General features: G+C 72.3%; 12 protein-coding genes. 7 read left to right on the top strand and 5 right to left on the bottom strand.

The window, feature by feature from the left end; genetic code table 11:
- Nucleotides 1-15: 15 nt before the first annotated feature.
- The 3 genes from fabG (at nucleotide 16) to P2424_RS02430 (ending at nucleotide 3,406) form a co-directional block, all read left to right on the top strand.
- Entirely contained in the window at nucleotides 16-777 is a 762-nt protein-coding gene (gene fabG, locus P2424_RS02440) for a 3-oxoacyl-ACP reductase FabG (RefSeq protein ID WP_276474155.1), read from the top strand.
- A 22-nt stretch (nucleotides 778-799) separates the two neighbouring features.
- Nucleotides 800-1,573 (top strand): SDR family oxidoreductase, encoded by a 774-nt coding sequence (locus tag P2424_RS02435; protein WP_276474154.1) that lies wholly within the window; start codon nucleotides 800-802, stop codon nucleotides 1,571-1,573.
- A gap of 246 nt (nucleotides 1,574-1,819) precedes the next feature.
- Nucleotides 1,820-3,406: an ABC transporter substrate-binding protein gene (locus tag P2424_RS02430; protein ID WP_276474153.1), complete on the top strand. Its 1,587-nt coding sequence runs from the start codon at nucleotides 1,820-1,822 to the stop codon at nucleotides 3,404-3,406.
- 302 nt (nucleotides 3,407-3,708) lie between these two features.
- On the opposite strand, the gene P2424_RS02425 is transcribed toward P2424_RS02430, so the two are convergent.
- Entirely contained in the window at nucleotides 3,709-4,872 is a 1,164-nt protein-coding gene (locus tag P2424_RS02425; RefSeq protein ID WP_276474152.1) for an IS110 family transposase, read from the bottom strand.
- Nucleotides 4,873-5,261: 389 nt separating this feature from the next.
- Here P2424_RS02425 and P2424_RS02420 point away from each other — a divergent pair, with 389 nt between their 5' ends.
- Entirely contained in the window at nucleotides 5,262-5,930 is a 669-nt protein-coding gene (locus P2424_RS02420) for a uracil-DNA glycosylase (RefSeq protein WP_276478793.1), read from the top strand.
- Between the two features lie 92 nt (nucleotides 5,931-6,022).
- Nucleotides 6,023-6,574 carry a hypothetical protein gene (locus tag P2424_RS02415; protein WP_276478792.1) on the top strand — a complete coding sequence of 184 codons (552 nt, stop codon included), beginning with the start codon at nucleotides 6,023-6,025 and terminating at the stop codon, nucleotides 6,572-6,574.
- A gap of 203 nt (nucleotides 6,575-6,777) precedes the next feature.
- Here P2424_RS02415 and P2424_RS02410 read toward each other — a convergent pair whose 3' ends face one another.
- From P2424_RS02410 to P2424_RS02400, 3 genes are all read right to left on the bottom strand, one after another.
- On the bottom strand, nucleotides 6,778-7,308 hold the full coding sequence (locus P2424_RS02410; RefSeq protein WP_276474151.1) for a hypothetical protein: 531 nt from the start codon (nucleotides 7,306-7,308) through the stop codon (nucleotides 6,778-6,780).
- A 72-nt stretch (nucleotides 7,309-7,380) separates the two neighbouring features.
- Complete coding sequence (locus tag P2424_RS02405; RefSeq protein ID WP_346660058.1) at nucleotides 7,381-7,992, bottom strand: DinB family protein; 612 nt, start codon at nucleotides 7,990-7,992, stop codon at nucleotides 7,381-7,383.
- Between the two features lie 63 nt (nucleotides 7,993-8,055).
- Nucleotides 8,056-8,664, bottom strand: coding sequence for a TetR family transcriptional regulator (locus tag P2424_RS02400; RefSeq protein WP_276474150.1), 609 nt, complete (start codon nucleotides 8,662-8,664; stop codon nucleotides 8,056-8,058).
- 84 nt (nucleotides 8,665-8,748) lie between these two features.
- On the opposite strand from P2424_RS02400, the gene P2424_RS02395 reads away from it, so the two are divergent.
- On the top strand, nucleotides 8,749-9,954 hold the full coding sequence (locus P2424_RS02395) for an FAD-dependent monooxygenase (protein WP_276474149.1): 1,206 nt from the start codon (nucleotides 8,749-8,751) through the stop codon (nucleotides 9,952-9,954).
- A gap of 13 nt (nucleotides 9,955-9,967) precedes the next feature.
- Nucleotides 9,968-10,873, top strand: a complete 906-nt coding sequence (locus tag P2424_RS02390; protein ID WP_276474148.1) for a Gfo/Idh/MocA family oxidoreductase — start codon at nucleotides 9,968-9,970, stop codon at nucleotides 10,871-10,873.
- On the opposite strand, the gene lnt is transcribed toward P2424_RS02390, so the two are convergent.
- Nucleotides 10,845-12,377 carry an apolipoprotein N-acyltransferase gene (gene lnt, locus P2424_RS02385; protein ID WP_276474147.1) on the bottom strand — a complete coding sequence of 511 codons (1,533 nt, stop codon included), beginning with the start codon at nucleotides 12,375-12,377 and terminating at the stop codon, nucleotides 10,845-10,847. The genes P2424_RS02390 and lnt overlap by 29 nt on opposite strands.
- Nucleotides 12,378-12,424 lie beyond the last annotated feature (47 nt).

The raw sequence follows: 12,424 nt of genomic DNA, 5'->3' as shown, positions 1-12,424 counted from the left end.
CGAGGAGACACCAGCATGTCCAGCACCGAGCAGCGAGTCGCGATCGTGACGGGCGCCGCCCGAGGGATCGGCGCGGCCACGGCCGTCCGCCTCGCGGAGGAGGGCCACGCCGTCGCCGTCCTCGACCTCGACGAGGCCGCCTGCGCCCCGACGGTCGACCAGATCATCCAGCAGGGCGGCAAGGCGCTCGCCGTCGGCTGCGACGTCTCCGACTCCGGGCAGGTCGAGGCCGCGGTCACCCGCGTCTGTGAGGAGCTCGGTGCGCCGGTGGTCCTGGTGAACAACGCCGGGGTGCTGCGCGACAACCTGCTGTTCAAGATGAGCGACAGCGACTGGGACACGGTCTTGAACGTGCATCTGCGCGGCGCCTTCCTGATGTCCCGCGCCTGCCAGAAGTCCATGGTGGACGCCGGGTTCGGGCGCATCGTCAACCTCTCCTCGTCCTCCGCGCTGGGCAACCGCGGCCAGGTCAACTACGCCGCGGCCAAGGCCGGTATGCAGGGCTTCACCAAGACCCTCGCCAAGGAACTGGGCAAGTTCGGCATCACGGCCAACGCGGTGGCCCCCGGCTTCATCGCGACCGACATGACCGCCGCCACCGCCGAGCGCGTGGGTATGGGCTTCGACGACTTCAAGACCGCCGCGGCCGGCCAGATCCCGGTCCAGCGCGTGGGGGAGCCCGCCGACATCGCCAACGCGGTCGCCTTCTTCGTCGACGAGAAGGCCGGCTTCGTCTCCGGTCAGGTGCTGTACGTCGCCGGCGGACCCCTCAACTGACGGCCGACGAGGAGCGGATCGCATGACGGAGCAGAACACGGGCGGGCAGCCCGAAAGTGGGAAGGTCGCCCTGGTCACGGGCGGCAGCCGGGGCATCGGCTACGGGATCGCCGAGGCGCTCGTGGCGCGCGGCGACCGGGTGTGCATCACCGGGCGGAACGCGGACGCGCTCAAGGAGGCGGTCGAGCGGCTCGGTTCCGACCGGGCCATGGGGATCGCGGGCAAGGCACACGACCTTGAGCACCAGGCGGCCGTCGTCGACGGTGTGATGGAGGCGTACGGGCGCGTCGACCACCTGGTCAACAACGCGGGTACCAACCCGGTGTTCGGGCCGATGGCCGAACTGGACCCGGGCGTCGCACGCAAGGTGTTCGAGACCAACGTGATCTCGGCGCTCGGCTTCGCGCAGCGGACCTGGGCCGCCTGGCAGCAGGAGCACGGCGGCACGATCGTCAATGTCGCCTCGATCGCGGGCCTCTCGGCCTCGCCGTTCATCGGCGCGTACGGGATGAGCAAGGCCGCCATGATCAACCTGACCCAGCAGCTCGCGCACGAGTTCGCGCCGGCGGCCCGGGTCAACGCGGTGGCGCCGGCCGTGGTCAAGACCAAGTTCGCGGCCACGCTCTACGAGGGGCGCGAGGAGGAGGCGGCCGCTCGCTATCCGATGGGCAGGCTCGGCGCGCCCTCGGACGTGGCCGGCGCCGCGGTGTTCCTCACCTCCGAGGAGGCGGGCTGGATCACCGGGCAGACGCTGACCGTGGACGGCGGCCTCTTCCTCAACGCGGGTGTCGAATAGCACAATAGGCGCGCCCGTACGGACGTCGGACAGGTGCAGCGGTTTCGCGCACCGAGCGGCCTATGGCTCTTATGTCCGGGTGTCGGACTCCAAGTCCCGGCACCCGGACAGTTCGTTCTGCTCCGTCACGGCTGTGCCTGGGGTAATGTCCAAACGTTTTCCCGTAGTCGGGTGACGTCGGAGCGTGGACGCACCCCGTGGGCACCCGCACCAGAGGTAAGGCACCGCCGACTGAGGAGCGCGCACGTGTTCGACCGGAATGGGCTGCTGAAAGCCGCAGCGACCATACTCTCCCTCGTGCTCCTGGCGGGGTGCAGCGCGCTCTCCGGGGGTGACGGGGGCGAGGAGCACAAGATCGTGGTCGGCACCACAAGCGCCCCCAGCTCCCTGGACCCGGCTGCTGCCTGGGACGGCTCCTGGGAGCTGTACCGGAACGTCTTCCAGACCCTCATGACCATCCCGAACACCGGGACCACGCCGGAACCCGAGGCCGCGGAGGACTGCGGGTTCACCGATTCGGCCAGCCGGATCTACCGCTGCGAGCTGCGGGAAGGGCTGAAGTTCTCCAGCGGCCGCAAGCTGGACGCCCAAGCGGTGAAGCACTCCTTCGACCGCATCACCTCGATCGAGTCGCCGAAGGGGCCGGCCGCGCTGCTGGCCAATCTGGAGCAGGTCGAGATGAAGAGCAGCCGGGTGGTGGTCTTCCGGCTCAGGAAGTCCGACGCGACCTTCCCCTTCATCCTCTCCACTCCCGCCACCTCCCTCGTCGACCCCGACGACTACCCCCGCGCGAGCCTGCGGCCTGGCAACGAGGTGACGGGCTCGGGGCCCTACGAGCTCAAGAGCTACGAGCCCGGCAAGCGGGCCGTGCTCGTCCGGAACGACGACTACAAAGGCACCGCCAAGATCCGGAACGACGCGGTCACCATCCGCTACTACAAGCGGTCCACCAAGATGGTCGGCGACCTCGAGCACGGCCGAATAGACCTCACCTACCGCGGCCTGACCTCCGATCAGGTACTGAAGTTCCAGGAGGCCGCCACCACGGGTGACACCTCCTTCGACCTGAGCGAGATCACCGGCTCCGAGGTGCACTTCCTGGTCTTCAACCCGAAGGACGAGCAGGCCGCCGAACCCGCCGTACGCCGCGCCGTCGCCCAGCTCGTCGACCGCAAGAAGCTGGTGCGCGAGGTCTACGACCGCACCGCGAACCCGCTCTACTCCATGGTCCCGACGGGCATCACCGGGCACACCAACGCCTACCTCGACCGCTACGGGGAGCCCGACCGCGGGAAGGCGCGCACCATACTCCGGGACGCGGGCATCACCGACAAGGTGCAGCTCACCCTCTGGTACGCCGAGGACCGGTACGGCGACTCGACGAGCCGCGAGTTCGCCGAGCTCGAGGAGCAACTGGAGGACTCCGGACTGTTCGACATCACGCTGCGGTCGCGCTCCTGGGAGAACTTCCAGGACGGTTACCTCAAGGGGCAGTACCCGGTCTTCGGCCGCGGCTGGTCCGCCGACTTCCCGGACGCGGACAACTACATCACCCCCTTCGTGGGGGACAAGAACGCGATGGGCACCCCGTACAAGAACCGGAAGCTGACCGAGGAGCTGCTGCCGTACTCGCGGCGGCAGAGCGACCGCGGCGCGGCCGGTCAGTCGTTCGCCAAGGTGCAGCGGGAGATGGCTGAAGACGTGCGGTTGCTGCCGCTGTGGCAGGGCAAGGTCTACATCGCCGCCGAGAAGGATGTCGCGGGGGTCGAGTGGGCCGTCGACACCTCGGTCATCATGCGCGTCTGGGAGCTGTACAAGAAGTCGAGCTGGTAGCCACGGGGTGCCGCCGGGGCCGTCCTGCGCTGAGTTCCTAACGGACGTCAAGCCCGTTGTGGTGTTCTTCGGGCGGCGTTCGTAGGCTGGTTCGCAGACGAGCCGGCTGCCGGAGCGCTGAGCGACTCCTGATCGCGTCGGCTCGTCGTGGTGTCTTTGAGGCGTTGGCTGCGCCTGCGGGTCAGTGTCTTGGCGCGCTCGGTCTTGTCGATCTTGTATTGGGTGGCGCAGATGGCGCGGCCTTCGGCTTCGCTGATCTCGCGGCCGTCGGTGTCCCGGAGTTCGTAGAGGGTGCCGTTGCGTCAGCATGCGGCGAGTCGTGTGATCAGCATCGCGGCGAGCGTGCAGAGGGCGGAGTTGTGGTGCTTGCCTTTGTCGACCACCAGGTCGTGGTAGCGGCTGGCCAGGGTGGGGTCGACGTGGCGGGCCAGATCGGCGGCCTTGAAGGCGGTTTCGCGTAGTCCCGGGTCGCCGGCCCGGGTGGGCGGTCCGTGGCGGCCGGTCAGGCCGGACTGGCTGACTCGGGGCACCAGTCCGGTGAAGGAGCGGATGGCCGCGAGGCTGGTGAACCGGTTGGGGTCTCCCAGGCGTCCGAGGATGCCCGCTGCCGTGATGACGCCCAGGCCCGGCCCGGAGGCCATGATCCGGCCGGGGTCGGCTTCTTCGTAGAGGACGGCGATCCGGTCCTCCAGCATGGTGATCTGCGTGTTCAGGTGGTCGGCGAGCTGGGCCTCAGCGGCGATGTCCTCGGCCAGTTCGGCGTAGTCGAGCAGGCCGGCGGGCCAGAGCTTGAGGGTTTCGCGGGCCGCTTGGGTGATCTTCTCGGCGCGGTCCTCGCGCCACTGTCCGCGGCTGTGGCGGATCAGCAGGGCCGTCAGCCGTTTGGGGCCCAGGCGGCGGAGGGCGTGGGGGTCGGCGCCGGTGCGCTGGAGCACCGCGAGGGCGGCCTTGCAGTAGGCGCCTGAGCCCAGAGCATTGCCCCAGCCGGGTCCCATCAGCTCCAGCAGGGCGTCGAGCCGGTAGAAGGATGCGGTGCGGCGCTCGACCAGCGAGCTGCGGCGGCGGACGGCGCGGCGCAAGGGGTGTGCGGGGCCGGTGTCCGACAGGGACCGCAGGCCCTCGGGGTGCAGGAGCGGCAGCCGGGCCAGGACGCGGGAGTCCAGGCGGTCGTTCTTGGTGTGCTTGTTGTAGTAGTCGCGCAGGTCGGAGGACTGCTCCGGAGGCACCAGCACGACCGTGGCGCCACGGTCCTGGAACCAGGCTGCCAGCGGCACCCGGGCGTTACGGGTCGGTTCCATGATCACGATGATGTCGTCGGAGGCCGGCAGGGTCGCCCATAACCGTTCGAGGTCGTCAGCGGTGGTGGTGAAACGTCGTCCGGAGATGAGGACCTCTCCGGTGGCGTCGGTGCAGGTGGCACGGTGTGAGGCCCGGCAGGCCACATCGATGCCCAGGTGGATTCTCAACGGCTGTATCCCGTCTCGGCGCAGTGTTGTTGCCGCCCGGGACATCCGCCACGGCCCCTGAGCGCGTGTTCCGCAGGGTTGTGCTGACCGGACATTCGGTAGCAGTGGTCCACGCCGGGCGCGGCCACGGGTTCCCAACAGGGACGCACGTGCGTCGGGCGGTTCGTCCAGCCGTCGATCAGCGTTGAGAAGTCGCCTGCAAGCAGACGCTTCGGTCAGTGATCCAGCCGTGCCGGAAGAACCGGACCCGACGCACCCTACGCAGCCCCTCGAAGATCCAGAAGAGCCAAGGACAACGCTAAATGTCAGTGCGGGACGGTACCTTCGGTGCGGTCAGTGAGCACGACGGAAGTGCACCACCGCAGCGGAGGTAACAGCGCGTGAAGGAAATGCTGCCCCGGTCCTGGCAGGGCGTCCTCGGTGAGGAGACCGAGAAGCCCTACTTCAAGGAGCTGGCGGAGTTCGTCGAGGAGGAGCGGGAGCGGGGGCCGGTCTACCCGCCCCGCGAGGAGGTGTTCGCCGCACTCGACGCGACCCCGTACGAGCAGGTGAAGGTGCTCATCCTCGGCCAGGACCCGTACCACGGCGCGGGCCAGGGGCACGGTCTGTGCTTCTCGGTCCGTCCGGGCGTGCGCACCCCGCCCTCGCTGCGCAACATCTACAAGGAGATGCAGGACGAGCTGGGTCACCCCGTGCCGGACAACGGCTATCTGATGCCGTGGGCCGAGCAGGGCGTGCTGCTGCTCAACGCAGTGCTGACCGTGCGCGAGGGCGAGGCCAACTCGCACAAGGGCAAGGGGTGGGAGAAGTTCACCGACGCGGTCATCCGCGCCGTCGTGGACCGGCCCGACCCGGCGGTGTTCGTGCTGTGGGGCAATTACGCGAAGAAGAAGCTGCCGCTCATCGACACCGAACGGCACGCGGTGGTGCAGGGTGCTCACCCCTCACCGCTGTCGGCGAAGCGCTTCTTCGGATCCCGGCCCTTCACCCGGATCGACGAGGCCGTCGCGGCCCAGGGCCACACGCCCGTCAACTGGCGCATCCCCGGTCGGAGCTGAGCCACGCGGGGCTCAGCCGGGGGTGGGCGCCATCGTCGGAGGCGACCGTTAGCGTCGTGTCCTCAGCACTCGGCGAACGGGAGGAGCCCCTCGTGGCGGAGCCCCAGCAGGACGTGCCCCAGGGCGCGGAGCACGCGACGATGGTCAGAATCGGCCAGGCGGTCATGCTGCACCGCGGTGGCGACCGGGAAGAAGCCCGGAACCGCTTCGCCGCGCTGTGGACGGAAACCGACATCGACGCCGACCTGTTCCACCGCTGCACGATCGCGCACTACATGGCCGACACCCAGGACGACCCGGTCGACGAGCTCGCCTGGGATCTGCGCGCCCTCGCGGCCGCCGACGCGCTGGAGCAGGACGGGGCCGGCCGGGAGCAGCACCGCTCGGCGGTCCGGTCGCTGTACCCCTCGCTGTACCTCGACCTCGCCGCCGATCACGTCAAGCTGGGTGACGAGGAGGCGGCCCGGAGCGAGCTGGAGCAGGCCCGGCGGAGGCTCGACGCGCTCCCCGCGGACGCGTACCGGCAGGGCCTCCTCGCCGCTGCCGAACGCCTGGAGAAGCGGATCGCCGACGGCGCCGCCTCACCGGGCGGGTACCCGGGCGACGCCGAGGGCCCGGGCGGCGGCCCGGACCCGCAGGCATAGCGCGCGCCTGCCGGAGCGGATTCCCCCTCCCGGAGCGGTCGCCGCCCGGCATGGTGCCTGCGCTCCCCGACCGGGCGTCCGCTCTCCGCCGGGTCGCGCCCCGGACGCGGGTCCGCGGCCGGGCCGGTGGCCGAGCTGCGGGCGTCCCGGCGGGGGCGGTGCCTGCCGCCGTCCCGGAGGGGCCAGGTTCCGCAGGGCCGGTGTCACCTCCCGTACCGGGAGCGGCAGATGCGCGCCTGTGTGCTGTCCGCCTCCCAGCGCCCGTAGGACTCGCCCAGCTCGCAGACGGCACTGTTCGGACGCGGCGGGTGGTGGTTGCGCCGGTGCCGCTCACGCACCCCGGGGCCGTCGTGTCCGCGACCCGTCCCGCCGCCGATGACCTGCGCCGGATCCCGGCCCGGTGCGCCGGGCCGCGGTCGGGGAGGCGCGGGCCGCTGACCCGGATGGCCTGCCGTGGCCGCCGGGTGCGCGTCCTCGCGGTTGCCGGGCGCGCCGCTTCCCGGGGGCTGTGCACCGGGGGAGGGGGCCGGTCCGGCTCCCCGGCGCGGCACCTGGGACAGCGCTTCCTTCGCCGGGGGCCGCACCAGGCGGCGGGTCGGTACGGCCCCGCCGCGGGGCGGGTGGGAGTGCTGGGCTGCGGGTCTGCCGTGCGGCTCACCGGGACCGCCCTGGACGGTGATGCACCCGGTGGTGGTCGAGAGCGCCACTCCCAACAGGGCCATGGCTTTCGTCATGCGTGACACTCCGGCAACTCTTCCCACCCGGGCCGCGGTGCGGAAGCCCCCTCAGGAGTGATCGGGGAGTGTTCAGAAGCCGGTCCTGCCGTCGATGCGCTCCCGCAGCAGATCGGCGTGGCCGTTGTGCCGCGCGTATTCACCGATCACGTGCAGATGGATCCACCGCAGGGAGTTGGTCCAGGCCGGACGCCACGGGCTGGTTCCCGTGTCGTCGAGCGAGCGTGCGGCCGCTGACCTGCGGGCCCGGTCGACCTCCTGCCGCCAGACGGCCAGCGTCCGCGCTCCGCTGTCCGCGTCCGCCACCGCGAAGTCGCCGTCCGGTTTGTCTTTCGAGGAGTAGAGCGGCTCGGAGTCCGCCTCACCGAACACGAACCGGAACCAGTGCCGTTCCACCTTGGTCAGGTGCCGCACCAGTCCCAGCAGCGTCAGCCCGGAGGGCGGCGCCGAGGCGGTCCTGAGCTGCTCGTCGCTGAGCCCGGCGCACTTGGCGGCCAGCGTGGCGCGCTGGAAGTCCAGCCACTGCTCCAGCAGTTGCCGCTCGGCTCCGTCGCCCTGGGGTAGTGGGAGTCCGCTCACCGCGCCGACCGGCGGTCCCTGGGGCTGCCCGCTGCGGCCGCCGGCCGCTCCCTCCTGGGGCGCGGTCCGCAGCCCGGCGGCCGGCTGGTCCTCGTGTGTGGTCATGCGGCCATCCTGCTGGCCGCAGGTGCGGGGGCAGTTCCGCCGCGCCGGTGGCCGGCGCCGGTGTCAGCCGCGCGGTGCCAGCATCCCGGTGAGAATCTCCCGCACGCTCTCCCGCAGTTCCTCCTCGGTGGGGACGGTGCTGTTGAAGGTGCCCGCCGTGCAGCTGAAGAGGATCCCGTCGCACCAGGCCAGCAGCGAGAGGGCGTGCCGCTGGGGGTCGCTGGAGCCGGCTGCGGTGAGCAAGGTGCGCAGCGGCCCGGCGAAGTCGCTCAGCCCGGTCCTGTCGTAGTGCGCCCGCAGTTCCGGGCGGCGGGTGGCCTCCAGCGCCAGTTCGTAGCGGGCCACCAGCAGGGCGCGGTGCCGGGTCAGATGGCGGTGCAGCGCGGTCGCGACGAGACCGGCGAACGGGCCGGGTCCCTCGGCCGCCCCGGCGGCCGCCGCCATGTCCGCGGTGTGCAGCACGGCGCCCTCCAGTTCCGTCAGCCGCCGTACGGCCGCCTCCAGCAGGGCTGCCCGGGTGCGCGCGTGGTTCGAGGTGGAGCCCGGTGGCAGTCCGGCCGCCTCGTCCACCGCGCGATGGGTGAGCCCGCGCATGCCGCGCTCCGCCAGCAGCCTGATGGCGGTGTCGGCGATCAGCGTGGCGCGGGGAGTGGCGGCCGCACGTGCAGTCATGGGGGCAATCTACCGGGATCACTACACCTGTAGTACGATGGGCCTCGCTTACTACATCTGTAGTTGCGACATCGAGGAGGCCCCGTGAGCCCGCCCCACGCTCTCGTCATCGGTGCCGGTATCGGCGGGCTGGCGGCCGCGGCCGCACTCGGCGACCGCGGTTGGACCGTCACCGTCCTGGAACGCGCCCCGCGGCTGGAGTCCGTCGGCGCCGGCATCGCCCTCGCCCCCAACGGGCTGCGCGCCCTGGACGTGATCGGCCTCGGCGACCCCGTACGCGACCTGCGCACCTGGACGGGGCAGGGAGGTGTGCGCGCCCCGTCGGGCCGCTGGCTCGCCCGGACGACCGCGGACCGGGCAGCCGCGCGCTTCGGCGACCCCACGGTGCTGCTCTCCCGCGCCGCCCTCGTCGACCTCCTGCGCGCCAGGCTGCCCGCCTCCGTCGAACTGCGCACCGGGGCCGCCGCCACTCTCGCCGACCCGGGTTCCCGCACCCGCCCCGCCTCGGTGACCACCGCGGACGGTGCGACCCGCACCGCCGATCTCGTCGTCGCCGCCGACGGCATCCACTCGCCGGCCCGCCGCGCCCTCTTCCCCGCACACCCGGGTCCGCGCTACGCGGGCTGCACCACCTGGCGCTTCCTCGCCGAGCGCCCCGCGGGCGAGGTCGAGCCGCACGAGACCTGGGGGAGGGGCGGGATATGGGGCACCCAGACCCTCCCGGACGGCAGGGTCTACGCCTACGCGGCCGCCGTGCTTCCCGCCGGGCAGCAGCACCCGGAGGGCGAACGCGCCGCGCTGCTGCGGCTGTACGGCACCTGGCACCGGCCGATCCCGCAGCTCCTCGCGGAGGTGCCGGACAGCGCCGTACTGCGCAACGACGTCCACCATCTGATCGATCCGCTGCCCTCGCAGCACGCCGGGCGGGTCGCGCTGCTGGGCGACGCGGCCCACCCCATGACGCCCGGCCTGGGGCAGGGCGGCAACCAGGCGCTGGAGGATGCGGCCGTGCTGGCCCGGTTCGCCGACCCGGCGGGCGAGCCCGCCGAGGCGCTGGCGCGCTACACCCGGCACCGGCTGCCCCGCACCACCGAGGTCGTGCGGCGCTCGGCCCGCGCCAGTCGTGCGACGACCCTGACCGGCGCCGCGAGCTGCATGCTGCGCGACGCGGCACTCGTCGCCCTCGACCACCTCGCCCCCGCCGCCGCGCTCCGCGCCTTCGCGGGGATCGCCGACTGGCGGCCGCCGCCTCGCACGTATGCTGCCCAGTCACAGTCAGCACCGCAGTAGCGAGGGAGAGCCCGTGCGGATCGGCGTGATCGGACTCGGCGACATCGCCACAAAGGCGTACCTGCCGGTACTCATGGCCCAGCCGGACCTGGAGCCGCACCTGGTCACCCGCACCCCGGCCACCCTGGCCGCCGTCGGCGACGCCTACCGGATCCCGGCCGCCCACCGCCACACCGACCTGGACGGACTGCTCGCCGCCGGGCCGGACGCCGCCTTCGTGCACGCCGCCACCAGCGCACACCCGGAGCTGGTCCGGCGGCTGCTGGAGGCGGGCGTGCCCACCTTCGTCGACAAGCCCCTCGCCTACGAGCTCGCCGCCTCCCGCGCCCTGGTGGAGCTGGCCGAGCGCCGCGGCACCGGCCTCGCGGTCGGCTTCAACCGGCGGCACGCCCCCGGGTACGCGCAGTGCCGGGAGCACCCGCGGGAGCTGATCCTCCTGCAGAAGCACCGCGTGGGCCTGCCCGAGGACCCCCGCCGCGCGGTGCTCGACGACTTCATCCACGTCGTCGACACGCTCCGCTTCCTCATCCCCGGCGAGCCGGACCGGATCGACGTGCGGGCCCGGGTCCGCGACGGGCTGCTGCACCACGTCGTGCTCCAGCTCGCGGGCGACGGCTTCACCGCGCTCGGCGCCATGAACCGGCTCTCCGGCTCGGCCCAGGAGGTCCTGGAGGTCTCCGGCCAGGACGCCAAGCGCGAGGTCCGCGACCTGGCGGAGATCGTCGACCACAAGGGCCAGCCCAGCGTCCGCCGCCGCGGCGACTGGGTGCCCGTCGCTCGGCAGCGCGGCATCGAGCAGTGCGTGCTCGCCTTCCTGGGGACCGTGCGGGACGGCAGGACGCCCGATGCGCGGGACGCTCTGCGCACCCACGAGCTGTGCGAACGCGTCGTCAACGACGCACTGGAGCAGTCGTGCTGAGCTGCGTGCGGCCCCGCGCCCCGCGCGCGCGTACCGCACGCGCTCCCTCCGCCACCCCGTAGGCCGCCAGCGCGGTCAGCGCGAGCCGTACCGTCCAGTCGCCGAAGCGCACATAGAGCGTCCTCCCCGAGGCCAGTGGCACCTCGGTGAGCCGCGCCGCGCTGGTACCGGTGCCCATCGGAGCCCCCAGCCGCTCGCCGCCGGGGCCGTACAGCGCGCTCACCCCGGTGAGCGTCGCGTGCACCACGGGGCGCCCCGACTCGGCCGCCCGCAGCGCCCCCAGTGACGCGTGCTGCTCCGGTGCCCAACTGTGCTGGAAGGAGGAGGTCGAGGACTGTGCCACCACCATCCGGGCGTGCTCGGCGGCCAGCTGCCTGCTCATGTCCGGGAAGGCCGTCTCGAAGCAGATCAGCGGACCGAACCGCAGTCCACCCGCCCGCATCACCACCGGTTCCTCGCCGCGCCTGCGGTCCTCACCCGCCGCACGGCCCACCGAGGTCGCCCAGCCGAGCACCGACCGGGCCGGGACGTACTCGCCGAAGGGCACCAGCCGCATCTTGTCGTAGCGCTGCCCGGTGAGCCCCCGTTCGTCCACGAGCACCGAACTCTTGTAGATACCCGGCCGGTCGCTGCGCCGCGCGTCGACGTTCACCAGCAGCGGAGCCCCCGTCTGCCGGGAGAGCGTGGACAGTCTGCGCACCAGCGCCGGACGGTCGGCCAGGTCGTAGCCGACGCTGCTCTCCCCCCACACGATCAGGTCCGGGTCGCGGTCGGCCAGTCGGCGGGTCAGCTCCTCGCCGCGCGCGAACCGCTCCTGACGCGACTGCGTCTCCCCGATCTGCACGACGGCGACCCGGGTGTGGCCCGCCGGTTCGGGCCGGGGCGCCCACACCCAGGCGGACGCGCCGGTGGCGGCGACGGACACCAGTGCCACCAGGGCGGCCGCCCGGGCACGCGGCAGCGCCGTCAGCGCGACCAGCGCGGTGTTCACGGCCACCACCAGGAAGCTCACCAGCCACACGCCACCCACAGAGGCCAGGCGCAAGGCGGGCCGCACCTCCCACTGGCTCGCACCCAGCAGCCCCCACGGGCCGCCCAGGTACTCCCAGGACCTGACCAGTTCGGCCAGCAGCCAGCCCGACGGAACGAGCACCACGGCCGCCGCCAGCCGGCCGGCCCCGGGAGCGCCGCTCAGCAGCCGGTGCACCAGCCAGCCCCAGGGCAGCCACAACAGTCCCAGCAGCGCGGCCAGCAGGACGATGAACACATGCAGGCTCGGCATCAGCCAGTGGTGCATCGCCAGCATGAACCCCGTACCGCCCGACCATCCGGCGAGCGCGGCCGCGCGGCCCGACGGCGCAGCGCGCAACAGCAGCAGCCACGGCACCAGCGCCGCGTACGCCAGCCACCACAGTGCGGGCGCCGGGAACGCCAGCACCGGCAGCGCGCCCGCCACCGGCGGCAGCACCCGACGGGCCCAGCGGGACGCCGGCCACGGCGGCATGGGCGCCCTCCTTCGTCCGGTGGTCCGCTCCAGTGTGCGGGAGGGAG

It is taken from the genome of Streptomyces sp. WMMB303 (assembly GCF_029351045.1).
Lineage (GTDB): Bacteria > Actinomycetota > Actinomycetes > Streptomycetales > Streptomycetaceae > Streptomyces.
This window is presented reverse-complemented; position numbering and strand designations above follow the sequence as displayed.

Coding starts and splice junctions, on each gene's coding strand:
- fabG (WP_276474155.1), top strand. CDS start 16: ATGTCCAGCACCGAGCAGCGAGTCGCGATCGTGACGGGCGCCGCCCGA.
- P2424_RS02435 (WP_276474154.1), top strand. CDS start 800: ATGACGGAGCAGAACACGGGCGGGCAGCCCGAAAGTGGGAAGGTCGCC.
- P2424_RS02420 (WP_276478793.1), top strand. CDS start 5,262: ATGCTGCCCCGGTCCTGGCAGGGCGTCCTCGGTGAGGAGACCGAGAAG.
- P2424_RS02410 (WP_276474151.1), bottom strand. CDS start 7,308: ATGACGAAAGCCATGGCCCTGTTGGGAGTGGCGCTCTCGACCACCACC.
- P2424_RS02405 (WP_346660058.1), bottom strand. CDS start 7,992: ATGACCACACACGAGGACCAGCCGGCCGCCGGGCTGCGGACCGCGCCC.
- P2424_RS02400 (WP_276474150.1), bottom strand. CDS start 8,664: ATGACTGCACGTGCGGCCGCCACTCCCCGCGCCACGCTGATCGCCGAC.
- lnt (WP_276474147.1), bottom strand. CDS start 12,377: ATGCCGCCGTGGCCGGCGTCCCGCTGGGCCCGTCGGGTGCTGCCGCCG.